At 72.7% G+C, this 23,618-nt stretch carries 16 protein-coding genes; 3 read left to right on the top strand and 13 right to left on the bottom strand.

The annotated features are described in order from the left end of the window. Nucleotides 1–61 precede the first annotated feature (61 nt). From ABT170_RS04760 to dxr, 6 genes are all read right to left on the bottom strand, one after another. Nucleotides 62–1,765 (bottom strand): proline--tRNA ligase, encoded by a 1,704-nt coding sequence (locus tag ABT170_RS04760; protein ID WP_329945351.1) that lies wholly within the window; start codon nucleotides 1,763–1,765, stop codon nucleotides 62–64. A gap of 69 nt (nucleotides 1,766–1,834) precedes the next feature. Beyond that, nucleotides 1,835–2,407 carry a GNAT family N-acetyltransferase gene (locus ABT170_RS04755; RefSeq protein ID WP_329945350.1) on the bottom strand — a complete coding sequence of 191 codons (573 nt, stop codon included), beginning with the start codon at nucleotides 2,405–2,407 and terminating at the stop codon, nucleotides 1,835–1,837. 101 nt (nucleotides 2,408–2,508) lie between these two features. Continuing rightward, nucleotides 2,509–3,354, bottom strand: a complete 846-nt coding sequence (locus ABT170_RS04750; RefSeq protein WP_329945349.1) for a GNAT family N-acetyltransferase — start codon at nucleotides 3,352–3,354, stop codon at nucleotides 2,509–2,511. Between the two features lie 178 nt (nucleotides 3,355–3,532). Then, nucleotides 3,533–4,687 carry a flavodoxin-dependent (E)-4-hydroxy-3-methylbut-2-enyl-diphosphate synthase gene (gene ispG / locus ABT170_RS04745; protein WP_329945348.1) on the bottom strand — a complete coding sequence of 385 codons (1,155 nt, stop codon included), beginning with the start codon at nucleotides 4,685–4,687 and terminating at the stop codon, nucleotides 3,533–3,535. A gap of 213 nt (nucleotides 4,688–4,900) precedes the next feature. Then, nucleotides 4,901–6,211, bottom strand: coding sequence for a M50 family metallopeptidase (locus tag ABT170_RS04740; RefSeq protein WP_329945347.1), 1,311 nt, complete (start codon nucleotides 6,209–6,211; stop codon nucleotides 4,901–4,903). Next, nucleotides 6,208–7,461 (bottom strand): 1-deoxy-D-xylulose-5-phosphate reductoisomerase, encoded by a 1,254-nt coding sequence (dxr, locus tag ABT170_RS04735; protein WP_351864035.1) that lies wholly within the window; start codon nucleotides 7,459–7,461, stop codon nucleotides 6,208–6,210. The genes ABT170_RS04740 and dxr overlap by 4 nt, the downstream gene beginning before the upstream one ends. 254 nt (nucleotides 7,462–7,715) lie before the next feature. Here dxr and ABT170_RS04730 point away from each other — a divergent pair, with 254 nt between their 5' ends. Next, a complete protein-coding gene (locus ABT170_RS04730) occupies nucleotides 7,716–9,284 on the top strand; it encodes a sensor histidine kinase (protein WP_351864032.1) in 1,569 nt (522 codons plus the stop codon). Nucleotides 9,285–9,442: 158 nt separating this feature from the next. Here the strand turns inward: ABT170_RS04730 and aroA are convergent, their stop codons facing one another. From aroA to ABT170_RS04705, 5 genes are all read right to left on the bottom strand, one after another. After that, a complete protein-coding gene (gene aroA / locus ABT170_RS04725; RefSeq protein WP_329945344.1) occupies nucleotides 9,443–10,699 on the bottom strand; it encodes a 3-phosphoshikimate 1-carboxyvinyltransferase in 1,257 nt (418 codons plus the stop codon). Between the two features lie 92 nt (nucleotides 10,700–10,791). After that, nucleotides 10,792–12,738: an acyl-CoA dehydrogenase family protein gene (locus ABT170_RS04720; RefSeq protein WP_329945343.1), complete on the bottom strand. Its 1,947-nt coding sequence runs from the start codon at nucleotides 12,736–12,738 to the stop codon at nucleotides 10,792–10,794. Nucleotides 12,739–13,015: 277 nt separating this feature from the next. Then, the gene (locus tag ABT170_RS04715; RefSeq protein ID WP_329945342.1) at nucleotides 13,016–14,461 is read right to left on the bottom strand and encodes an aldehyde dehydrogenase family protein; all 1,446 of its coding nucleotides are present in this window, start codon (nucleotides 14,459–14,461) and stop codon (nucleotides 13,016–13,018) included. 181 nt (nucleotides 14,462–14,642) lie between these two features. Next, on the bottom strand, nucleotides 14,643–16,226 hold the full coding sequence (locus ABT170_RS04710; RefSeq protein ID WP_329945341.1) for a PucR family transcriptional regulator: 1,584 nt from the start codon (nucleotides 16,224–16,226) through the stop codon (nucleotides 14,643–14,645). A gap of 99 nt (nucleotides 16,227–16,325) precedes the next feature. Beyond that, nucleotides 16,326–18,689: an ATP/GTP-binding protein gene (locus tag ABT170_RS04705; protein ID WP_351864027.1), complete on the bottom strand. Its 2,364-nt coding sequence runs from the start codon at nucleotides 18,687–18,689 to the stop codon at nucleotides 16,326–16,328. Nucleotides 18,690–18,932: 243 nt separating this feature from the next. Here ABT170_RS04705 and gabT point away from each other — a divergent pair, with 243 nt between their 5' ends. After that, the gene (gene gabT / locus ABT170_RS04700; protein ID WP_329945339.1) at nucleotides 18,933–20,273 is read left to right on the top strand and encodes a 4-aminobutyrate--2-oxoglutarate transaminase; all 1,341 of its coding nucleotides are present in this window, start codon (nucleotides 18,933–18,935) and stop codon (nucleotides 20,271–20,273) included. A gap of 148 nt (nucleotides 20,274–20,421) precedes the next feature. Further along, nucleotides 20,422–21,252: a phosphatase PAP2 family protein gene (locus tag ABT170_RS04695; RefSeq protein ID WP_329945338.1), complete on the top strand. Its 831-nt coding sequence runs from the start codon at nucleotides 20,422–20,424 to the stop codon at nucleotides 21,250–21,252. Here the strand turns inward: ABT170_RS04695 and ABT170_RS04690 are convergent. Together ABT170_RS04690 and ABT170_RS04685 are read right to left on the bottom strand one after the other, a co-directional pair. Continuing rightward, nucleotides 21,203–23,026, bottom strand: a complete 1,824-nt coding sequence (locus ABT170_RS04690; protein WP_351864023.1) for a chitinase — start codon at nucleotides 23,024–23,026, stop codon at nucleotides 21,203–21,205. The two genes, ABT170_RS04695 and ABT170_RS04690, sit on opposite strands and share 50 nt — an antisense overlap. A 109-nt stretch (nucleotides 23,027–23,135) precedes the next feature. Continuing rightward, nucleotides 23,136–23,618 carry a bifunctional DNA primase/polymerase gene (locus ABT170_RS04685; RefSeq protein WP_329945336.1) on the bottom strand — a complete coding sequence of 161 codons (483 nt, stop codon included), beginning with the start codon at nucleotides 23,616–23,618 and terminating at the stop codon, nucleotides 23,136–23,138.

The following is a 23,618-nucleotide window of genomic DNA, read 5'->3' as shown; positions in this document are numbered from 1 at the left end:
CACGAGAAGGCCCCCGCAGCACCTGCCGGTGCGCGGGGGCCTCGTCGTATGTGCGGACGGATCAGCCCAGGTCGGCGGTGATGCGCGCGATGGCCTCGTCGACGGTGAGCTCCTCGCGCTCGCCGGTGCGCCGGTCCTTCAGCTCGACGACACCCTCGGCGGAGCGGCGGCCCGCGACCAGGATCGTCGGTACGCCGATGAGCTCGGAGTCGGTGAACTTCACACCGGGCGAGATGCCCGCGCGGTCGTCGACCAGGACCCGGACCCCGGCCGCGCCGAGCTTCTCGGAGACCTCCAGGGCCAGCTCGGTCTGGAGCGCCTTGCCCGCCGCGACCACGTGGACATCGGCCGGGGCGATCTCGCGGGGCCAGCACAGGCCCTTGTCGTCGGCGGTCTGCTCGGCGAGTGCGGCCACGGCGCGGGAGACGCCGATGCCGTACGAGCCCATCGTGACCCGGACGGGCTTGCCCTGCTGGCCGAGGACGTCGAGGGAGAAGATGTCGGCGTACTTGCGGCCGAGCTGGAAGATGTGGCCGATCTCGATGGCACGGTCCACCTGGAGGCCGGCGCCGCAGTTGGGGCAGGGGTCGCCCGCCTCGACGACGACGACGTCGAGGTACTGGTCGACCTCGAAGTCGCGGCCCGCGACGACGTTCTTCGCGTGCTTGCCCTCCTTGTTGGCACCCGTGATCCAGGCGGTCCCGGCGGCGACGCGGGGGTCGGCGATGTAGCGGACCTTCTCCAGGCCCTGCGGGCCGACGTAGCCGCGGACCAGCTCGGGGCGGCCCACGAAGTCCTCGGCGGTGACCAGCTCGACGACGGCGGGGGCCAGGTGCTCGCCGAGCTTGCCGAGGTCGACCTCACGGTCGCCGGGCACGCCCACGGCCACGATCTCGCCGTCGACCTTGACCAGGAGGTTCTTCAGGGTGGCGGACGCCGGGACGCCGAGGTGGGCGGCGAGGGTCTCGATGGTCGGGGTGTCGGGGGTGTCCAGCTCCTCGACGGGGCCGGTGGCGGAGCCGTCCACCGGGGTGGCCCGGAAGGTCACGGCCTCGGTGTTGGCGGCGTAGTCGCAGTTCGGACAGTCGACGAAGGTGTCCTCGCCGGCGGGCGCGGGCGCCAGGAACTCCTCGGAGGCGGAGCCGCCCATGGCGCCGGAGACGGCGGAGACGATCCGGTGGTCGAGGCCGAGGCGCTCGAAGATCCGGATGTAGGCGCCGCGGTGCAGCCGGTACGCCTCGGACAGGCCCTCGTCGGTGGTGTCGAAGGAGTACGAGTCCTTCATCTGGAACTCGCGCCCGCGCAGCACACCGGCGCGGGGGCGGGCCTCGTCGCGGTACTTGGTCTGGATCTGGTAGAGGATCACGGGCAGGTCCTTGTAGGACGAGCACATGTCCTTGACGACCTGGGTGAAGATCTCCTCGTGCGTGGGGCCGAGGAGGTAGTCGGCGCCCTTGCGGTCCTTGAGCCTGAAGAGCAGGTCGCCGTACTCGTCGTACCGGCCGCTCGCCTCGTACGCCTCCTTGGGCAGCAGCGCGGGAAGCAGGACCTCCTGGCCGCCGATGGCGTCCATCTCCTCGCGGACGACGCGGGTGATGTTGTCCAGGACCTTCTTGCCGAGCGGCAGCCAGGACCAGATGCCGGCGGCCGTGCGGCGTACGTATCCGGCCCGGACGAGCAGCTTGTGGTTGAGCGTCTCGGCGTCCGCCGGGTCGTCGCGCAGTGTCTTGATCATCAATCGGGACATGCGCTGGACCTGGGCCATGATGAACTCCTGCTCGCAAGGGTGGTGTGGCCGAGGTTAACCGGGCGGCCCGTGCGGGCGGAAATCGATTCAGCCGGAACGGCGGAGCGGCAGCGGTGCGCCCATGACCGCGTACGGCAGCGGGGCGCTCGGGAAGACCACCTGCCGGGCCAGGTCCCGGTAGCCCAGGGCGCGGTACAGACCGCGTGCCGGGCTCTCCCTGTCGATGGCGGAGAGGATCGAGCGGGGGTGGTCCACGGCGTCCGTGACGGTGGTGATCAGGGCGCGTCCGATGCCGCGCTGCTGGTAGTCCGGGTGGACATGGAGCTCGGTGATGACGAACGAGTCGTCCAGCCAGCCGTCGGAGCCGGTCGCCCGCAGATAGGGCTCGACGACGGTGGACCACCAGTGGGCGCGGTCGTTCGGCAGGCCGTAGACGAACCCGACGAGACGCCCGGTGGGCGTGGTGGCGCCGAGGGCCCGCGCGAAGGGATGGTCGAGGTGTCTGAGGACGATGTGGCGGCGCACATCGATCTCGTCCTGGCTGAGTCCGAAGGCGACGGCCTGGACGAGCAGGGCTTCATCGACCCGTGCGGCCAGGTCGAGCGGGCCGATCACGATGCCGGGGGTCCGGGGGCCGTTCCCGGGAACTGCTGCTGCCATGCGCGAACCCTACTGTCCGTTCCGCACGGCCAGAACAGCCCGCCGCGGACCGCTCGCGACGCCCCGCGTCCCTCCGGCCGGGCCGGCACGCTCCGCCGCGGTCAGAACAGCACGCTCATGAAGGCGCCGACCTCACGGAAGCCGACGCGGGCGTACGCCTTGCGCGCGGGGGTGTTGTAGTCGTTCACGTACAGGCTGACGACCGGTGCCACATCGGCCAGCGCATGGGCCAGGACGGCCGCCATGCCCGTCTCGGAGAGCCCGCGGCCACGGAACTCGGGGGCGACCCAGACGCCCTGGATCTGGCAGGCCAGGGAGGTGGCGGCGCCGATCTCCGCCTTGAAGAGGACCTTGCCGTCCTCTATGCGGGCGAAGGAGCGGCCGGTGCTGATGAGTTCGGCGACGCGGGCCTGGTAGAGGAGTCCGCCGTCGCCCGCCAGCGGGGAGACGCCGACCTCCTCGGTGAACATCGCCACGCAGGCCGGCATCAGGATGTCCATCTCGTCCTTGCGGATGCGGCGGACGAGCGGGTCGGGCGGCACCTCGTCGGACAGGCTCTCGGCGACCATGAGCGGCTGGTTGGCCCGGACCTCGCGGGCGGGGCCCCAGCTCGGTTCCAGCAGGCGCCACAGCTGGGCGGTGGGTTCGGCGGGGCCGACGATCGAGGAACAGCGGCGGCCGGCCCTGCGGGCCCGGTCGGCGAAGGCCCGGACCGCTTCGGGTCCGGCGCAGATGGGGACGAGGTTGGCGCCGGAGTAGCAGAGCGAGCGCAGCCTGCCGTCGGCGTACCAGCCCCACATCTCCCCTCCGAGCCGCCAGGGGTCGAGCCCCGCGACCTGCACGCGCGAGGTCACAAAGGCGTTGGCCACGGGCTCGCTCTCCAGGATGGCGAGCGCTGCGCCGAGGTCGCTGGGTTCGAGGACCCGGGTGGTGGTCTGCGTCAACACGAGGGGGCCTCACCATACGGTCTGCTGATTTCCGCACTGTACCGAACAAGGCTGTCGGGCGCCGCCCACGGACCGGTCCGCTGCCGGGCGGGGCACTTCGGCGGGCCCCGGCACGGTACGGCCGCGCCCCGCCGGACACGGGGTCCGGCGGGGCGCGGTCGGGAAGGGCGGGGGCGGGTCAGCTGATGGAGACCTCGGGTTCGCCGGACGGGATGCCGTCCTTCTCCATCTGCTCGGCGATCTTCAGCGCCTCTTCGATGAGCGTCTCGACGATCTTCGACTCCGGCACGGTCTTGATGACCTCGCCCTTCACGAAGATCTGGCCCTTGCCGTTGCCGGAGGCGACACCGAGGTCCGCCTCACGGGCCTCACCGGGACCGTTGACGACGCAGCCCATCACGGCGACCCGCAGCGGGACCTCCATGCCTTCGAGGCCCGCGCTGACCTGGTCCGCCAGCTTGTAGACGTCCACCTGCGCCCGGCCGCACGAGGGGCACGAGACGATCTCCAGCCGCCGCTGCTTGAGGTTCAGCGCTTCGAGGATCTGAAGGCCGACCTTGACCTCCTCGACGGGCGGTGCCGACAGGGACACCCGGATCGTGTCGCCGATGCCCTCGGAGAGCAGCGCGCCGAAGGCGACGGCCGACTTGATCGTGCCCTGGAACGCGGGACCCGCCTCCGTCACACCCAGGTGCAGCGGGTAGTCGCTCCGCGCGGCCAGCTGACGGTAGGCGTTCACCATCACGACCGGGTCGTTGTGCTTCACCGAGATCTTGATGTCGCCGAAGCCGTGCTCCTCGAAGAGGGACGCCTCCCACAGCGCCGACTCGACCAGGGCCTCCGGGGTGGCCTTGCCGTACTTCTTCAGCAGCCGCGCGTCCAGCGAGCCCGCGTTCACGCCGATCCGGATCGGCGTACCGGCGTCACCGGCCGCCTTCGCGATCTCCTTGACCTTGTCGTCGAACTGCTTGATGTTGCCCGGGTTCACCCGGACCGCCGCGCAGCCCGCGTCGATCGCCGCGAAGACGTACTTGGGCTGGAAGTGGATGTCCGCGATCACCGGGATCTGCGACTTGGCGGCGATGGTCGCCAGCGCGTCGGCGTCGTCCTGGGTCGGGCACGCCACCCGTACGATCTGGCAGCCCGACGCCGTCAGCTCGGCGATCTGCTGCAGCGTGGCCCCGATGTCCGACGTACGCGTCGTCGTCATCGACTGCACGGAGACGGGAGCGTCCCCGCCGACCGCGACCGAGCCGACCTGGATCTTCCGGCTGGCCCTCCGGTCGGCGAGCTTGGTCGGAACGGCCGGCATTCCGAGAGAAATCGCAGTCATGCGCTGAGCATCCCCAAGGTGTGGATCAAGGTGCGGATCAAGGTGGTTCAGGGTGGTTCACGGTGCCGGGATCGACGGGCTCCGGCTTTCGAGGTTACGGCACGGGAGCGGTGACGGACGCATCACGCCGCCCGAGCGATCCGGTGGTGGGCCGCCGGACACCACCTGTGTGTCCGGCGTCCACCTGTGGGGCCGCCGGGGCGGCTGTGGCGGTCAGGAGATCTTGACCGGGTTCACGATGTCGGCGACCAGGACGAGCAGGGTGAAGCAGATGAAGATCCCTGCGACGACATAGGCGACCGGCATCAGCTTCGCCACATCGAACGGGCCCGGGTCGGGACGCCTGAAGACCTTGGCCAGATTGCGGCGCAGGGCCTCCCAGAGCGCGCCCGCGATGTGCCCCCCGTCGAGCGGGAGCAGCGGGAGCATGTTGAACAGGAACAGTGAGAGGTTGAAGCCGGCCAGCAGGAACAGCATCATCGCCATCTGGTTCTGCGCCGGAACGTCCAGCGTCATCACCTCGCCGCCGATCCTGGCGGCACCGACCACCCCGACCGGGGAGTCGTCGGCGCGCCGGCCGTCGCCGAACGCCGCGTCCCACAGGTCCGGGATCTTGGAGGGCAGGGCGATGATCGAGTCGACGCCGTTCTCCAGCATGTCGCCCATGCGCACCACGGACTCGCCGAAGGTGAGCGGCACGATCTCGGTCTGCGCGGCGAAGCCGAGGTAGCCCGCCTTGATGTACTGGTCGGGCACGACCTCGCCGTTGGAGTCCTTCTTCGTCACGGCGTTCTCGCGCAGCACGGCGTGCAGCGTCACTTCCTGGCCGTCGCGCTGCACGGTCAGGGTGGCGGGGCCGATGGTCCCGCGGATGCGGTCGGAGAGCGTCGCCCAGTCGTCGATCCGCTGCCCGTCGAAGGCGACGATCCGGTCGCCCTTCTGGAGTCCGGCGGCCTGGGCCGGCGAGACGGGGTCGGACTTCTTGCAGGTGTCGCGCTCCTCGCTCTGCGAGATCACGCACTTCTGGACGCCGGCGACCTCGGTGGTCTGGGTCTGGAAACCGAAGCTCATCGCCACGCCGATGAAGATCACGACGGCCAGGACCAGGTTCATGAACGGTCCGGCGAACATCACGATGACGCGCTTCCACGGCTTGCGCGTGTAGAAGAGCCGCGTCTCGTCGCCCGGCTCCAGCTCCTCGTAGGCGGCGGACCTGGCGTCCTCGATCATGCCGCGCCAGGGCGAGGTGGAGCGCGCTTCGATCCGGCCGTCCGCTCCGGGCGGGAACATGCCGATCATGCGGATGTAGCCGCCCGCCGGGATGGCCTTGATGCCGTACTCGGTGTCGCCCTTCTTGCGCGACCAGAGGGTCGGGCCGAAGCCGACCATGTACTGCGGCACCCGGATGCCGAAGAGTTTGGCGGTCGAGAGGTGGCCCAGCTCGTGCCAGGCGATCGAGAACAACAGCCCCACGGCGAAGATGACGATCCCCAGGACCGTCAACAGGATCGTGGTCAGACTCATGCGCGCGCCTCCGCTGTCGCTTTCGCCGAGAGTTCCCGGGACCGGGCACGGGCCCAGGTCTCCGCATCGAGGACGTCCGCGACCGTCAGCGAAGTTCCCGGGGCGGGGGTGCCGTGTTCGGTCACCACCTCGGTGACCGTATCCATGATTCCGTTGAACGGCAGCCGTCCCGCGAGGAACGCGTCCACACACTCCTCGTTCGCGGCGTTGAACACCGCGGGCGCGGTGCCGCCGAGCGTGCCGACGTGCCTGGCGAGTCCGACGGACGGGAACGCCTCGTTGTCCAGCGGGTAGAACTCCCAGCTGGAGGCCTTCGTCCAGTCGAAGGCGGGTGCGGCGTCCGGGACGCGCAGGGGCCAGCCGAGGCCGATGGCGATCGGGCCGCGCATGTCCGGCGGGGTGGCCTGGGCGAGCGTGGAGCCGTCGATGAACTCCACCATGGAATGCACGTACGACTGGGGATGGACCACGACCTCGATCCGGTCGAACGGAATGTCGTAGAGGAGATGCGCCTCGATGACTTCCAGTCCCTTGTTGACGAGGGTCGCGGAGTTGATCGTGATGACCGGTCCCATGGCCCAGGTCGGGTGGGCGAGGGCCTGCTCCCGGGTGACATCGGCCAGGTCGCTCCTCGTCCGGCCGCGGAAGGGACCGCCGGAGGCCGTGACGACGAGCTTGCGGACATCGGCGCGGGTCCCGGCGGCGAGCGCCTGGAAGAGCGCCGCGTGCTCGGAGTCGACCGGGATGATCTGGCCCGGGGCGGCGAGTGCCTTCACCAGCGGGCCGCCGACGATCAGCGACTCCTTGTTGGCGAGGGCGAGCGTGCGGCCCGCCTCCAGTGCGGCGAGGGTCGGGGCGAGCCCGATGGAGCCGGTGATCCCGTTCAGCACGGTGTGGCAGTCGCTCGCGGCGAGGTGGGTGGCCGCGTCGGGTCCGGCCAGGACCTCGGGGAGGGGCTCCCCGGCCCCGTACCGCTCCCGCAACGCCTCGCGCAGAGCGGGCACCGCGTCCTCGGCGGCGACCGCCACCGTGTCCACCCGGAGTGTGTGTGCCTGCTCGGCGAGGAGGGCGACCCGGCCGCCGGCGGCCGAGAGCGCGGTGACCCGGAAGCGGTCGGGGTTGCGCAGCACCAGGTCGATGGCCTGGGTGCCGATGGACCCGGTGGAGCCGAGGATCACGAGATCCCGGCGTCCTTCTGCGGCGTCGAAGACGAGATGCGGGTCGGCGAGGGGGGCAGGGCTGTCGCTCATGCCCCCCATTGTTGCCGCAACGCCTGTGCGCGTGGACAGGGCGTCCCCGTCGGCCCCCGCGCGGCGCGGGATTTGCCCGTCCGGGTCGTTCTCAGGTCTGATGCGGTCTCCTGCTTCCGTCCGACCCCGGGCGCCCGCGGAACGCCCATCCTGAAGTGATGCGCCGCCCGTACCGCCGATGCTCCCTCCGCCGGCCCGTCCCCCCGTCCTTCCTCCCCCTCACCGGGCTGTGGCTCGTGCTCTGCGCTCCCGTGGTGACCTCCGCCGTCTGTCTGGGGAGCGGGCACCGGGCCGAGGCGGCGGTCGCGGTGCCCCTGCTGGGGGCCGCCGTGGGGGTCTCGCGCCGGTGGCCGCTCGCCGCGTCGAGTGTGCCGGTGCTGCTGAGCCTGTGGTCGGGTACGGGGTCGCTCGCGCCCGTGTACTGGGCGGCGCTTGCGGTCTTTTCCTTCCTCGCGGGGTCCCGGCCGTCCGCCGCCCGGCCCGCGCCGGTGTCCCTCGCCGGTGCGGTGCTGCCGGTGGCGGGCGTCCTGGCGTGGTGTCACCTCACCCGGGAGCCGTGGGACCGGCCCGCGGCGATGCTGGGCCGGGTGTCCCTGGAGCTGCTGGTCCTGGTGTTGCTGCCCTGGCTGCTCGGCCGCCACCGCAGGCGGTACGCCGAGCTGATCTCCACCGGGCGGCGGGTCGCCGGTCTGGTGGCGAGCGAGCGGCGGGCGGTCGCCGACCGGACCCGGATCGCGGAACGGGCCCGGATCGCGGGCGACATGCACGACTCGCTCGGCCATGAGCTGACCCTGCTCGCGGTCCGGGCCGCGGCGCTGGAGCTGGACCCCGCGCTGGGGCCCGGAGGGCGGGCGTCCGCCGGTGAGCTGAGGGAGGCCGCGGCGGCGGCGACCGGAAGGCTGCGCGAGATCGTCGGCGTACTGGGCGCGGAGGACCGCCCCGCGGCCCGGGAGTCCCTCGGCGCCCTGGTGGAGGGGGCGCGCTCGTGCGGGGTCTCGGTCTCGTACGCCCCCTCGGGCGAGGGGAGCGCGGACCGGATCACCGAGGGGCTGCCGAGGATGACCGCCCTCGCGGTGCACCGGGTCGTCCAGGAGGGCCTGACCAACGCGGTCAAGCACGCCCCGGGCGCCGCGGTCCGTGTCGAGCTGACGCGGAGCGGGGGGCGGGTCCGCGCCGGAGTGGTGAACGAGGCGCCCGCGTCCGCCGGCCTGCCCGGGGTCGCCTCCGGCGCGACGGGGCTCGTCGGGCTCGGCGAACGCGTACGGCTGGCCGGCGGCACGCTGGTCTCCGGGCCCACGCCCGGGGGCGGCTTCCGGGTCGTCGCCGAACTGCCCGCCGAGTCGCCCTCGGGACCGGCCGCCGACGCGGGCGCCGGGTCCGGGACCGGTTCCTGGAGCGGCTCCTGGACCGACTCCGGGACCGGCTCCGGGAGCGGCACCGTGCCGGAGCCCGCGCCGTCCGCCGTCGAACTGGAACGGGCCGGACGCCAGGTGCGCCGGCTGCTGGCACAGACCGTGCGGGCACCGCTCGCGGTCGTCGCCGGAGCACTCGTCCTGGTGGTCCCGGCCAGCGTGGCCGGCTCGTCGTTCGCGGTCCTGGACGGTGGGCGGTACACGCGGCTGACCGTGGGCGAGCCGCGCGCCGATGTGTCGGAGCGGCTGCCCGCGATGACCCGGGGCGAGCCGCCGTCAGGGGCGGGTGAGGCGCCCGCCGGAGCGGACTGCGTGTACTACAGCACGGCGCTGATGTCCTCGGACGCCTACCGGTTGTGCTTCACCGGCGGACGGCTGTCGTCCAAGGACGTGGTGGGCCCTTCGTCGTGATCCGGCCCGCACCGGCGGACCGGCGCACGGTTCAAGGTGTGCCGCGACGCCGCACCTCGGGCGCAGACCGTCGGGGGCGCACGCCGGCGGTGCGGGTCGGTCTCCGGACCCGGCGGATCGCTGTGGACGAAGCACGCGGGGCGCCGGCCCCGGAAGTCTCAGCCTGCGGTGTCCGCCTGTCCGCCCGCGGGCCCCGCGAACCCGGCGAAGACCTCGTGGAACCGCGGGAACGTCTTGCGGACACAGCCGGGGTCGTCGTACGTCAGGCCCCGCGTACGCAGTCCGGCGACCGCGAACGACATGACGATGCGGTGATCGCCGTGCGTGGCGATCTCCGTGGGGCGCGGGGTGCCGGGGTGGATCTCGATCCAGTCGTGGCCGGTGTGAACGGTGATGCCCATACGGCGCAGGTTCCCGGCGCACGCCTCCAGCCGGTCGCACTCCTTGACCCGGGTGTTGGCGACGTCCTCGATCCGTACCGGTGCGTCCGCGTAGGGCGCGATGGCGGCCAGCGTCGGCATGGTGTCGGAGATGTCGCGCATGTTGACGGTGAGTCCGCGCAGGGTTCCTCCGGAGCGGACGGTGGTGCCGTCCGCCGTCGTGCGGACCTCGGCGCCCATCCGTCGCAGGACGTCGGCGAAGCGCAGGTCGCCCTGGAGCGCGCCGGTGCCGAGCCCGGGGACGGTGACCTCACGGCCGGCGAGGGCCGCCGCGGCGAAGAAGTAGCTCGCGGTGGACGCGTCGGGCTCCACGGCGTAGGTGGTGGCCCGGTAGCCGCCGGGCGGGACCGTGAAGGTGTTCCCCTCCCGGGCGACCTCGACGCCGAAGCTCCGCATCATCGCGAGGGTGATCTCGATGTACGGCGCCGAGACCAGCTCGGTGACCTCGATCCGCAGGCCCTCGGCGGTGAGCGGGCCGAGCATCAGCAGGGCCGTGAGGTACTGCGACGACTCCCCCGCGTCCAGGGTCAGTCCGCCGCCCCGGATGCCGGTGGGGCGGATGGTCAGCGGGTGGTGGCCCTCGGCCCCGTCGTGCCGCAGGTCCACACCGAGGGTGCGCAGCGCCTCGGTGAGCGGGGCGAGCGGGCGGCGGCGCATCTGGGCGGAGGCGTCGAAACGGTACGTCCCGGAGGCGGCGGCGGCCGCGAGGGTCGGCAGGAAGCGTGCGGTGGTGGCGCCGTCCCGGCAGTAGATGTCGGCGTCGGTGGCGGCGGGGCCGGCCGGGCGGCCCTCGATGTGCCAGCGGTCCGCCTCGCGGGTGACCGCGTACCCGAGGCGGTCCAGCCCTTCGGTGAAGCCCTCGGTGTCGTCCGAGCGCAGGGGGCGCAGGAGGGTGGTGGTGCCCTTCGCCGCGGCGGCCAGGAAGAGGGCGCGCGCGGTGACGGACTTGGAGCCGGGGATGTCGATGACGGTCACGGTCCGTCATTGTGCCGTGTGCCGGGCGGCCGGGCGGGACGCGTCCGGCGGGTGGACGCGTCCCTTCCGGGCTGTCCCGCGGAAACCGCCGCTCAGCGGATCGGCCGGTGGAGGTTCTCCTTGGTGGACGCTCCGGGGGTGGCGTCGGCGATCCAGGGGCCGTCGCCGCTCGGGTCGACGACACCCTCCTCCAGCCAGGTGTACCTGCCGGCCAGCACGCCGTCGACCACCCGGCGGTCGAGGTCGTCGGTGTTGGACCAGAGGCGGGTGAAGAGCTCCTCGGCCCGGATCCGGGCCTGGTGGCAGAAGGCGTCGGCGAGCTGGTACGCCTCGCGGCCGTGGTCGCCGCTCGTGCGCAGGAGTTCGGCGCGCACGCAGGCGGCGCTCATCGCGAAGAGTTCGGCGCCGATGTCGACGATCCGGCCGAGGAAGCCCTGTTTGGTCTCCATGCGGCCCTGCCAGCGGGACATCGCGTAGAAGGTGGACCGGGCCAGTTTGCGGGCGGAGCGTTCGACGTAGCGCAGGTGGGCGGAGAGGTCGGGGTGGCCCGCGGGGTGGAACTCGCCGTAGGTCCGCGGGAGCTGGCCCGGTCCGGCGACCAGTCCGGGGAGCCAGCGGGCGTAGAACCCGGCGGCGTTGGCGCCCGCCCTGGCCTTGGCCGACAGCGGCTTGTCCGGGTCGATGAGGTCTCCCGCGACCTTCAGATGGGCGTCGACGGCCTCCCGGGCGATCAGCAGGTGCATGATCTCGGTGGAACCCTCGAAGATCCGGTTGATCCGCAGGTCGCGCAGGAGCTGCTCGGCGGGGACGGCCCGTTCGCCCCGGGCGGCCAGGGAATCGGCGGTCTCGAAGCCCCGGCCGCCGCGGATCTGGACCAGCTCGTCGGCGATCAGGCAGCCCATCTCGGAGCCGTACAGCTTGGCTAGGGCGGCCTCGATCCGGATGTCGTTGCGGTTCTCGTCGGCCATCTGGGAGGAGAGGTCGACGATGGCCTCCAGCGCGAACGTGGTGGCGGCGATGAAGGAGATCTTCGCGCCGACCGCTTCGTGCCGGGCGACCGGCCTGCCCCACTGTTCGCGCACGGCCGACCATTCGCGGGCGATCTTCAGGCTCCACTTCCCGGCGCCGACGCACATGGCGGGCAGCGAGAGGCGCCCGGTGTTGAGCGTGGTGAGGGCGATCTTGAGGCCGGCGCCCTCGGGGCCGATCCGGTTGGCGGCGGGGACACGGACGCGGTGGAAGCGGGTCACACCGTTCTCGATGCCGCGCAGTCCCATGAAGGCGTTGCGGTTCTCCACGGTGATGCCCGGGGAGTCCGCCTCGACGACGAACGCGGTGATGCCGCCCCGGTGCCCCTCGGACTCGGGCACCCTGGCCATGACGACCAGCAGATCGGCCACGACCCCGTTGGTGGTCCAGAGCTTCACGCCGTCCAGGACGTAGTCGTCGCCCTCGGGGACGGCGGAGGTGGCGAGCCGGGCCGGGTCGGAGCCGACGTCGGGTTCGGTGAGGAGGAAGGCCGAGATGTCGGTGCGGGCCAGCCGGGGCAGGAAGGTGTCCTTCTGCTCCTGGGTGCCGAAGATCTTCAGTGGCTGGGGTACGCCGATCGACTGATGGGCCGAGAGCAGCGCGCCGAGCGAGGGGCTGGCCGATCCGACCAGGGAGAGCGCCTTGTTGTAGTACACCTGGGTGAGGCCGAGACCGCCGTACTTCGTGTCGATCTTCATGCCGAGCGCGCCGAGTTCCTTGAGCCCGTTGACCACCTCGTCGGGGATCTTCGCCTCGCGGTCGATCAGGGCTCCGTCGATCCTCGTCTCGCAGAATGCGCGCAGCCGGGCCAGGAACTCCTCGCCGCGCCGGACGTCGTCCGGGGGCGGCAGGGGGTGCGGGTGGATCAGGTCGAGCCGGAAGCGGCCCAGGAAGAGCTCCTTGGCGAAGCTCGGCCTGTGCCAGTCCTGCTCTCGGGCGGCCTCGGCCACGCGGCGCGCCTCGCGCTCGGTGACACGGGGGATCTCGGGCGTGTGGGGTGGGGCGGACATGAGGAGCTCACCTCGCCGCGTGGGGGCCGATGGACCGGACATGGGCTTTGCTCGTGTACCGATGGAATCGGTGTCACTTGTCCGTATCTACCCGATCCAGGCCGGGCCCACCACCGGTGCCGCGGGGAACGCGGACGGCCCGAACCCCCGCACAGTGGGTTCGGGCCGTCCGCGTTCCCCCGCCCGCCGTCGTGCTGTCCAGGCGGAATGCGGGCGGGTGGCTCCTGAGGGGCCTGGTGCCTTCCGGAGGGCCTGGGACCTCTCCGGAGGGCCCGTCCTAGAGGGCCAGGCCGGTGAGGACCAGGACGCGCTCGTAGGTGTAGTCGTCCATCGCGTAGCGCACACCCTCGCGGCCGACGCCGGACTGCTTGGCTCCGCCGTACGGCATCTGGTCCGCGCGGTACGAGGGGACGTCGCCGATGATCACGCCGCCCACCTCCAGGGCGCGGTGGGCACGGAAGGCGGTCTGCAGGTCGTGGGTGAACACGCCTGCCTGGAGGCCGTACTTGGAGGAGTTGACGGCGGCGAACGCCTCGGCCTCGCCGTCCACCTTCTGGATCGACATGACCGGGCCGAAGACCTCTTCGCAGGAGAGCTTCACATCGGCGGGGAGGCCGGTGAGCACGGTGGGGGCGTAGGTGGCCCCGTCGCGCTTGCCGCCCGTCAGCAGCTCGGCCCCCGCGGCGACGGCCTCGTCGACCCAGGACTCGACGCGCTTGGCCGCGTCCTCGCTGACCAGCGGGCCGACGTCGGTGGTGGCGTCGGCGGGGTCGCCGGTGACCAGCGCCTCGACGGCGGAGACGATCTTCGGGAGCAGCCGGTCGTGGACCGAGGCGTCGGCGATGACGCGCTGCACCGAGATGCAGGACTGGCCGCCCTGGTAGTTGGAGAAGGTCGCGATACGGGTCGCGGCCCAGTCCAGGTCGGCTTCGGAGGCGTAGTCGCCCAGGACGACCGCCGCGCCGTTGCCGCCCAGCTCCAGGGTGCAGTGCTTGCGGGGCACCGACTCCATGATCGAGTAGCCGACCGGGCCCGAGCCGGTGAACGAGATCACGGGCAGCCGCTCGTCCTGGACCAGGGCGGGCATCTTCTCGTTGGGCACCGTCAGCACGGACCAGGAGCCGGCCGGGAGGTCGGTCTCGGCCAGCAGTTCACCGAGGATCAGCGAGGAGATCGGGGTGGCCGGGGCGGGCTTCAGGATGATCGGGGCGCCGACGGCGATGGCCGGGGCGACCTTGTGGGCGCTCAGGTTGAGCGGGAAGTTGAAGGGCGCGATACCGAGGACGGCGCCGCGCGGGAAGCGCCGGGTGAGCCCGAGGCGGCCGGTGCCGCCGGCGTCGGTGTCCAGCCGCTGGGCGTCGCCCCCGTTGAAGCGGCGGGCCTCCTCGGCGGCGAAGCGGAACACGGAGACGGCACGGCCGACCTCGCCGCGGGCCCACTTGATGGGCTTGCCGTTCTCGGCCGAGATCAGCTGGGCGATCTCCTCGGTGCGCTCCCCGAGGCGCCGGACGACATGGTCGAGCGCGGCGGCCCGGACATGCGCCGGGGTCGCGGCGAACTCCTCGCGCACGGCGTGCGCGGCGGCGACGGCCTCCTCGACCTGCGCGTCGGTCGGCACGCTGACCGTGCCGACGAGACGGCCGTCGTAGGGGTTGGTGACGTCGAAGCTGTCCTCGCCGGTGGCCCGGCGGCCGGCCAGCCAGAAGGCGTGGGTGGAAGTCATGGCGGTTCCGGCCCTTCGGAGGTCGTGACGGAGTTCGCGGGCACCCGGAGGGCTTCCCACTGGTGTCCCACGTTAGGGCGACGGAGCGCTCAGGACGTTTGTCCGACATGGAGCACACGGGAGTGACCGTGCTACGAAATGTCGGAGGCGGCCGCGGGGCACAGCGCGGGCGGCCTGCCGGTCACCCCGGTACGGGCCCCGCCGTCGACCCCGCCGTCGTCGCCTTCAGCGCCAGCCAGAGCTCCATCCGGACGTCCGGGTCGTCGAGCGAGCGGCCCAGGATCTCCTCCACCCGGCGCATCCGGTAGCGCAGCGTGTGCCGGTGCACTCCCAGGTCGGCGGCGGCAGCGTCCCACTGGCCGTGCCGGGAGAGCCAGGCGCGCAGGGAGGCGACGAGGTCGCCGCGGCCCTTCGCGTCGTGCTCGTACAGCGCGCGGAGCATCCCGTCGGCGAACGCCCGTACCGCGTCGTCGGCGAGCAGCGGCAGCACCGAGCCGGTCGCCAGCTCCTCGTGCTCGACCAGCGCCCGGCCCCTGCGGCGGGCGACCGAGAGGGACTGTTCGGCCTGTTTGTACGCGGCGGACACGGCGATCGGTCCGGCCGGGGCGGAGAGGCCCACGACCACCTCGCCCTCCTCCGCGCCCGGCTCGCGCGCCGGGCGCGCGTCCTGTGCCTCGGCATACGCGGTGCAGGCGGCGACGGCCGCGCCGCCGTCCGCCGCCAGGACCACCAGGCGGTCGCCCTCGGGCACCATGAGCAGCGACTCGCCGGACCGGGAGGCGGCGGACTCCATGGCCTCGGCGAGCGGTTCGGAGCCGGCCGGTTCGGCGGTCTCCGCGATCAGCAGCCGGAAGGGCGCGTCCAGCAGCCCGCCGTACAGGTCCCCGGCGACGGCCCGCGCGTGGTCGGGCTGCCCGGCCAGCAGCATCCGCAGGACCGCCGCGCCGAGGCGCTGTTCGGCGCCCTGGAGCGAGCGGGAGCGGGCGGTGGTGAGGGTGAGCAGGGCGACGGCCGAGTGCACGGCGTACCGTTCGGCGGTCCCGAGGGCCGCGCCCGTGCCGACGGCGAGGGCGCCGCGGGCGCGCCGTCCGGTGCCCAGCGACTGGAGCTCGACCCGGTCGTCGCTGTCGCCGACGACCACGCTGGCCGGGGCGGGCCGCTCGCGCAGGCGCTCCACGTCCGCGGTGAGGCGGGCGGCCCGGCGGGCGGCCCAGTCGGGCGCGGCGGCGACGACCGCGCCGGAGGTGTCGTACAGGGCGGCCCAGCCGTCGATGTGCGCGGCGAGCCGGGTGAGCAGCCCGGCGGGGCCGTCCCCGGCGAGTGCGGCCCGGGTCAGTTCCCGCTGGGCCTCGAAGCCCGCGGTGACGGCGCGGTACTGATCGGCGGCGATGGCGGCGGAGACGGCCTTGCTGATGGCGATGAACGGGGTGCGGCGCGGCACTTCGAGCAGCGGCATCCCGGCTTCCTCGGCGGCGTCCACGAGCGCCCGGGGGATGTCCTCGTAGGTGACGCCGACCGCGAAGCCGACGCCGGCGACTCCGGCGCCCGCCAGCCGCCGCACATACCGGCGCATGGCCTCGGCGTCCTCGGCGTCGAGGTTGGTGGCGGTGACGAGCAGGAGCTCGCCGCCGTCCATGTACGGCACGGGGTCGGCGAGTTCGCTGGCGTGCGCCCAGCGCACGGGGGTACCGAGCCGGTCCGCCCCCGCGCGCACCGTGAGCCTGAGCGCCGGATGCTTGATGAGCGAGGCGAGAGTAGGGGGCATGGGACCGGAACCCTCAGAGGTCGATGGTGTCGATTTCGCCGTCCCGTATGAACGACTGCCTTCGATTCTGCCAGGGCGGCAGGGTGCCTGGAACCGCTCTCAGCCACCGAGCTCCACCAGGAGCGGGGGTGCGTGCTCCCCCGCCACCGTGGTCAGGGAGAGCACCGCGTGCCCGGCCGGAACGGAGTAGGCCAGCTCCGAGGCCGACCAGCGCTCCCGCTCGACCTGCCGTACGGTCACGGCGTCCCTGGTCACGGCCTTGCCGGTGACGAGCTTGCGCAGCGCGTGCAGCGCCCGGGTGAACGGCTGGTCGGCGAAGACGGTGTGCTGGGCGACCTCACGGGTCTCCACCCACTCCTTGCCCCAGGCCTCCGTGAACCGTTTGCCGTCCCAGGTGGTGATGCCGGAGAAGGCCATGCTGCAGCCGACCGCGCCGAGCAGCGGGGTGTGCAGCGTCTCGGGGACGTCGTCGATGGTCCGCAGGGCCAGGACCACGCCCGCGTTCACCGACCGCAGGCGCCGGATGCCCCGGACGGTCTCGGCGGTGACGGCGTGGGTGGCGTCGTCCAGGACGAGTCCGGCGAACAGCGAGCGGTCGGTACGGGCCGCGGCGACGGCGTTGAACTGGGCGAGCAGCAGCCGGGTGAGCAGCCGGGAGGCCTCCGCGTGGCCGCGCTCGGGAAGGTCCACGCGGACCCGCAGCGGATACTGCTCCAGGGAGCGCAGCGAGAAGACGCGGGCCTCGCCGCCGGTGGTGAAGAACCCGGCGAACGCGGGCCGGTCGAGCAGGGCGATCCGGTCCGCGAGCGCCGGCGCGGGGTCTCCCGCGCCGCCCGCCTGCCGGGCGCGGGCGTCCAGCTCGCGCAGCATCGCGCCGTGCCCGCCCGCTTCGAGTGCCCCCCGCAGCGCGGTGAGCGCGGCCGGGCCGCCGTCGAGGAGTTCGCGCAGTTCGGGGACGCCGGGGAAGTGGCCGTGGGCGGTGCGGTAGGGGCCGAGCAGCTGGGCCAGGACGGTCGCGGCGCGTCGGCTGTCGAGGCTGCCGACATCGCCGGCCAGCCCCTCCGCGAGCACGGCCGCGGCCTCGTCGGGGTCGGTCGTACCGCCGTACAGGTCGAAGTCGTGGCCGGACGCCGGGTCACCGATCTTCACGACGACGTCGTAGGCGTCGTCGGGGCCGAGCGGGGCGCCCCTGCCGCCGACGGCGACCAGCGCCGCCCTCCCGGCCAGGGCCTGGAGGGCGAGGGACTCGACGACCGGGCGCACCAGCCGGTCGGACTTGCCGGCCCCGGGCGGCCCGACCGCCAGCAGCGAGGTGCCCAGCAGCGCGGGTTCCAGTGCCAGGCCCGAGCCCCGGCGGGCGTACGGGTTGTGCGCGTCGTCCGCGCAGCGGCCGATCCGGACCTGCCCGGTGAGCAGATCGTGCTGCGCGGTGCGCCGGGGCAGGTCGCGGCTGCCCGAGGGGTGCACCGCGGCGGCGCCCCCGTCGCGCAGGACGGCCTCGGCGAGCGCGGCGAGCCGGTCGGGGTGGTCCCGGCCGACGGCCCAGGCGTGGCGCAGCCGGGCGCAGTCGACGTCGTTCATCCGGCCGGTGCGCACCTCGGCGGTGAGGGTGTCGGCGGCGTCGGTCCACCCGGCGTCCCGCAGCTCGGGCCAGCGGTCGGGCGAGGGCGCGGCGAGCTGGGCCGGTCCGGGGAGCTCCGCGTCCCCGCCCCGTGCGGCGGAGCGGCGGCCGAGGTGGGCGGCAGCCAGTTCGCGCCAGCGGCCCAGCCGGGCGAACGGCCAGAGCACCGCGGCGGCGATCAGCGTGTACACCAGGTTCACGACCGTCTGGCTCTGGAAGTTCTCGCCGCCCACGACGGCGGCGGCCAGGATCAGCGCGGGCCGGAGGACCGGCACGGCGTCCTTCCAGACGAGGAGCTGGGCCAGTCCGGCGGCGAGTGCCGCCGCCACCGCGAGGGAGGGCTGTCCCCGGCTCGCCACATGGCGCCGGAAGAGCTCGGGCCAGTTGCCCAGGCGCCCGCAGCCGTAGACGAGGAGGCCGAAGAGGAGTGCCTCGTACACCGTGAGGGCGCGGGCCCCCTCGACCGTCGCGGGACCGCCGAAGCTCCCCGCGTACCACCAGTCGCCCGGCGTGAAGAGTTTGACCGGGATCAGCCGGTAGGGGATGTAGCCGTTGCGCCAGAGCGACCACAGGAGCAGGCCGGAGAGCAGCGAGATCACCACGCCGACCACCAGTGAGCGGTCGGAGACGCCCTCGGGCCGCTCGGGCGGGCGCGGGGTGTGGCCGTACCGCCAGACGCCCGGGGCCTGGGGCCGGCGCGGGGTGCGCAGCCACTCCCCCAGCGGGGTGCCGCCGTCCCCGGGCCCCACCCTGGGCGGCAGGGACGGCAGGGGTGGCGGGGTGGGTCCTGGCACACGTTTCGCACTCGTGCCCCGTGCGTGGTGCGTGCCTTCGTCGTTCATGAACCGTTGCCCCCTGACCAGCCAGGTCCGTCCACTGCCCCGGTCAATCTAGTGCGCGCGCACGGGTAGTTCAGCCAGGCGGCCGGATCCGTACGACGGGCGCTCCCCGGCCCCCGCGCACCGGCATCTGTCCGCGACGGACAAGGACACGCGCCCACCACTCCCGATCGGAGCATGCCCGCGCCCTCGCGCCACCCCTAGCCTGCACGAAGAAGCGTCCGAAACACCCCCCAGGAGCCCCTCATGACCGCAATTCCGCAGGAGCGCCGCGTCGTCACCGCCATCCCCGGCCCGAAGTCGGCCGAGCTGCAGGCTCGCCGTGTCGCGGCGGTCGCCGCAGGTGTGGGCTCCACCCTGCCGGTGTTCACCGCCCGTGCCGGTGGCGGGATCATCGAGGACGTGGACGGCAACCGGCTGATCGACTTCGGTTCCGGTATCGCCGTGACGTCGGTGGGCGCCTCCGCCGAGGCCGTCGTGCGCCGCGCGTCCGCGCAGCTCGCCGACTTCACCCACACCTGTTTCATGGTCACGCCGTACGAGGGGTACGTCGAGGTCTGCGAGCAGCTCGCCGAGCTGACGCCGGGCGACCACGCGAAGAAGTCCGCGCTGTTCAACTCGGGCGCCGAGGCCGTCGAGAACGCGGTGAAGATCGCCCGTGCCTACACCAAGCGCACCGCGGTCGTCGTCTTCGACCACGGCTATCACGGCCGGACGAACCTCACGATGGCGCTGACGGCGAAGAACATGCCGTACAAGCAGGGCTTCGGTCCGTTCGCGCCCGAGGTCTACCGGGTTCCGGTCGCCTACGGCTACCGCTGGCCGACCGGTGCCGAGAACGCCGGCGCCGAGGCCTCCGCCCAGGCCATCGACGAGATCACCAAGCAGATCGGGGCGGACAACGTCGCCGCGATCATCATCGAGCCCGTCCTCGGCGAGGGCGGCTTCATCGAGCCCGCCAAGGGCTTCCTCCCGGCGATCGCGCGGTTCGCCGAGGAGAACGGCATCGTGTTCGTGGCGGACGAGATCCAGTCCGGCTTCTGCCGTACCGGCCAGTGGTTCGCCTGCGAGGACGAGGGCATCGTCCCGGACCTGATCACCACCGCCAAGGGCATCGCGGGCGGACTGCCGCTGTCCGCCGTCACCGGCCGCGCCGAGATCATGGACGCCGCGCACGCCGGTGGCCTGGGCGGCACGTACGGCGGCAACCCGGTCGCCTGCGCGGGCGCGCTCGGCGCGATCGAGACCATGCGCGAGCTGGACCTGAACGGGAAGGCCCGGCGCATCGAGGAGGTCATGAAGGGGCGCCTCGCCGAGATGCGGGCGAAGCTCCCCAACGGCGACATCATCGGTGACATCCGCGGCCGTGGCGCCATGATCGCTATCGAGCTGGTGAAGTCCGGTACGAAGGACCCGAACCCGGAGGCCGCCGGCGCGCTGGCCAAGGCCTGCCACGCCGAGGGGCTGCTGGTCCTCACCTGTGGCACGTACGGCAATGTGCTGCGCTTCCTGCCGCCGCTCGTCATCGGCGAGGACCTGCTGAACGAGGGGCTCGACATCATCGAGCAGGCGTTCGCCAAGGCCTGATCAAATCGAACCCCAGGCCGAGGGTGCGGGACTTTCTCCGGGGCCGGACGCGGCGCGCGTGTGGGCCTGTGAAGAAGGTGTGCGGGGCCGATGGCGGGACCGGGTTCCGACTGTCGGTCGCCCTCCGGCTGCCGTACGGTTTCTGCAGATGAGAGAAACACCTCGCCCGCGGGGGACTGCGGGCGATGCCGGGCCGGGGCTTCCCCAGCACGGACCCGGCCGTGCCTTCGCGCACGCCACCGGAGCCTCCGGCTCCGGGACTTCTCACCGATCGGACGGCCGCTCGCCCCACACCCCCCGGGGCGCGCGGCGAACCGATCCGGCCGGCCATCCCGGAACAACCCCCCCTGTTCCCGGGTGGCCGGCTTCCCCCGTTGTCCGGATGTCGGTGCTGCTGGGCGTCCTCGCGCTCATCACCTGGCAGGTCCTGGCCGACGGCCCGCTGCTCGGGCCGGACGAGCGGATCGGCCGGGCCCTGGCGGGGCGGGGCTCCGCCGGGTTCACCGACGCCCTCTCCGACCTCGGCAACACGCAGATCGCGCTGCCGGTACTGGCCTGCGCGATCGTCCTCGCCCTGGTCCGCGGGGCCCGGCGCGAGCCGCTGTACGCGGCCCTCACCATGGCGGCCGTACCGGCGCTGGTCGTCCCGCTGAAGATCTGGACCGACCGCCAGGGCCCCCTGACCGCGGCGACCGGCTACTACCCCTCCGGCCATACGGCGACCGCCGCGGTGGCCTACGGCGCGGCGGCCCTGCTGCTCGTCCCGTACGCGAAGCGCTCATGGCCGATGCCCGTGGCCGCCGTCCTGCTGACGGCGGCGACGAGCATCGGCCTGGTGCTGCGCGGCTACCACTGGCCACTGGACGTGGTCGGCAGCTGGTGTCTGAGCGGGGTACTGCTGCTGGCGCTCCGGGCGGGACTGGAGCGGGTCAGCCGCCGAAGTACGCGTCGAAGTTCTTCGAGAACTCCCAGTTGTTGAAGCGGTCCCAGTTGATCGACCAGGTCATCAGTCCGCGCAGCCCCGACCAGGTGCCGTGGGTCTGGTACGAACCGCAGTCGGTCTTCTTCGTCAGGCAGTTCAGCGCCTTGGTGACCTCGGCGGGCGAGGTGTGCCCGTTGCCCGCCTGGGTCGAGGCGGGCAGGCCGAAGGCGACCTGCTCGGGACGGAGCGCCGGGAAGACCTTCGTCGGGTCGCCCGCCACCGGGAAGCCGGTGAGCAGCATGTCCGTCATGGCGATGTGGAAATCCGCGCCGCCCATCGAGTGGTACTGGTTGTCCAGGCCCATGATGGAGCCCGAGTTGTAGTCCTGGACGTGCAGCAGGGTCAGATCGTCCCGCAGGGCGTGGATGACCGGGAGGTAGGCGCCGGCGCGCGGGTCCTGGCCGCCCCAGGGACCGGAGCCGTAGTACTGGTAGCCGAGCTGCACGAAGAAGGTCTCGGGCGCCATGGTGAGGACGAAGTCGGAGCCGTACTTGGCCTTGAGGGACTTCACCGCGGAGATCAGGTTGACGATGACCGGGGACGTCGGGCTGCGGAAGTCGGTGTCACCGGTGTTCAGCGAGAGGGAGTGGCCCTCGAAGTCGATGTCCAGGCCGTCCAGACCGTAGGTGTCGATGATCTTGGACACGGACGAGACGAAGGCGTCACGGGCGGCGGTGGTGGAGAGCTGCACCTGGCCGTTCTGGCCGCCGATGGAGATCAGCACCTTCTTGCCCGCGGCCTGCTTGGCCTTGATGGCGGCCTTGAACTCCGCCTCGGACTCGACGTTCGGGCACTCGGCAACGGGGCACAGCGAGAAGCGGATGTCACCGGAGGTGACGGAGGTCGGCTCGCCGAAGGCGAGGTTGATGACGTCCCAGGAGGCGGGCACGTCCGCCATCCGCGTGTAGCCCGAGCCGTTGGCGAAGCTGGAGTGGAGGTAGCCGACGAGCGCGTGGGCCGGGAGCCCGGCGTCACCGCCCCCTCCGCCCGCGGTGGTGGTCGCGGTGACGGCGGCCGACTTCGCGGACTCCCCGGCGGCGTTGGTCGCGGCGACCTGGAAGCTGTACGCGGTCGAGGCGGTCAGGCCCGTCACCGTGGTGGAGGTGCCGGTGACCGAGGCCACCTTCGTACCGCCCCGGTACACGTTGTAGCCGGTGGCGCCGGTGGCGGCCGTCCAGGACAGCGGCACGGAGGACGAGGTGGGCTCTCCGGCCTTCAGCCCGGCGGGCACGGACGGGAGCGTGACGGGGTCGCCGCCCGGACCGACCAGGGTGAGGTCGTCGGCGTAGTAGGCGGGAGTACCGAACCAGCCGTGGGTGTAGACGCTCACCGAGGTGGTGGCGGGCCCGGTTCTGAAGGTGGTGGTGAGCTGCTTCCACGCCCCGGCGGACTGGGTCCAGGTGGACACGTCGGTGGTGCCGGTGCCGGCCGCGCCGAGGTAGACGTAGGAACCCTGCACCCAGGCGCTGAGCGTGTACGTGGAGTCGGGCTTGACCGTCACCGTCTGAGAGCACTTGGCGTTGTCGCTGCCGGCCGGGGTGGCCCGCAGCGCGGAAGTGCCGCCGTGCACCGGCGTACTGACGGCGGCTCCGCTGCCGCCGGTACAGCTCCAGCCGTCCAGGCCCGCCTCGAAACCGCCGTTTCGCGCCAGGTCGGCGTCAGCCGCCCCGGCCGCGGGTGCCGAGGCGACCAGCGTGCCGGCGGCGAGCAGGGTGGCCGAGAATGCGGCCAGAAGTCCGGAATATCGGGCGGGGGGTCCCGTGCGTTCCACAACAGCCTCCGTGCAGGGGGGAATTGGGCGTGGCGTGCGCACAACATGGTCCAGACCAATCAGGTTGTCAAGACCTCTGGCGCCACTCGGGTGCCACGCCCCTCCCCTCTCAGCTGCCCTGTCCCCCCTCGGCCCCTCCCCCGTCGCCGAGCGCCGCCGCCCCCGCGGCCTCGTGCATCGCGAGTTCCAGCAGGGTCGCGTCGATGAGCGTCCCCGAGCCGTCGGGCGGGATCACCCAGCGCACTCCCCCGGCCGCCCGCCCCGGGTACGGGACGACGATCCAGGTGCCCCGGCCCGCCCCCCGTACACCGGTTCCCAGCCAGCGCGAGACGGTGCCCGGCGGCACGAAGAAGCCCAGCCGGGCGTCACCGAAGTCGGCGAGCACCGGGCCGGGCCGGTCGACGAGACGGGTGAGCACATCGAGCGTCGAACGCCCCAGCCCGCCCGGCAGAATCAGTACGTCCCAGCACTTTCCGGCGGGAAGGAGCGCGATCCCGTGAGGATTGCGCTCCCATTCCCACCGGCACGCGGCCGGGTCCGGTGCCGCGGACACGAGCCACCGCACCGCCGCCTTTGCCCCCGAGTCAGTCAT

It is taken from the genome of Streptomyces sp. NPDC001787 (assembly GCF_040297465.1).
Taxonomy (GTDB): domain Bacteria; phylum Actinomycetota; class Actinomycetes; order Streptomycetales; family Streptomycetaceae; genus Streptomyces.
This window is presented reverse-complemented; position numbering and strand designations above follow the sequence as displayed.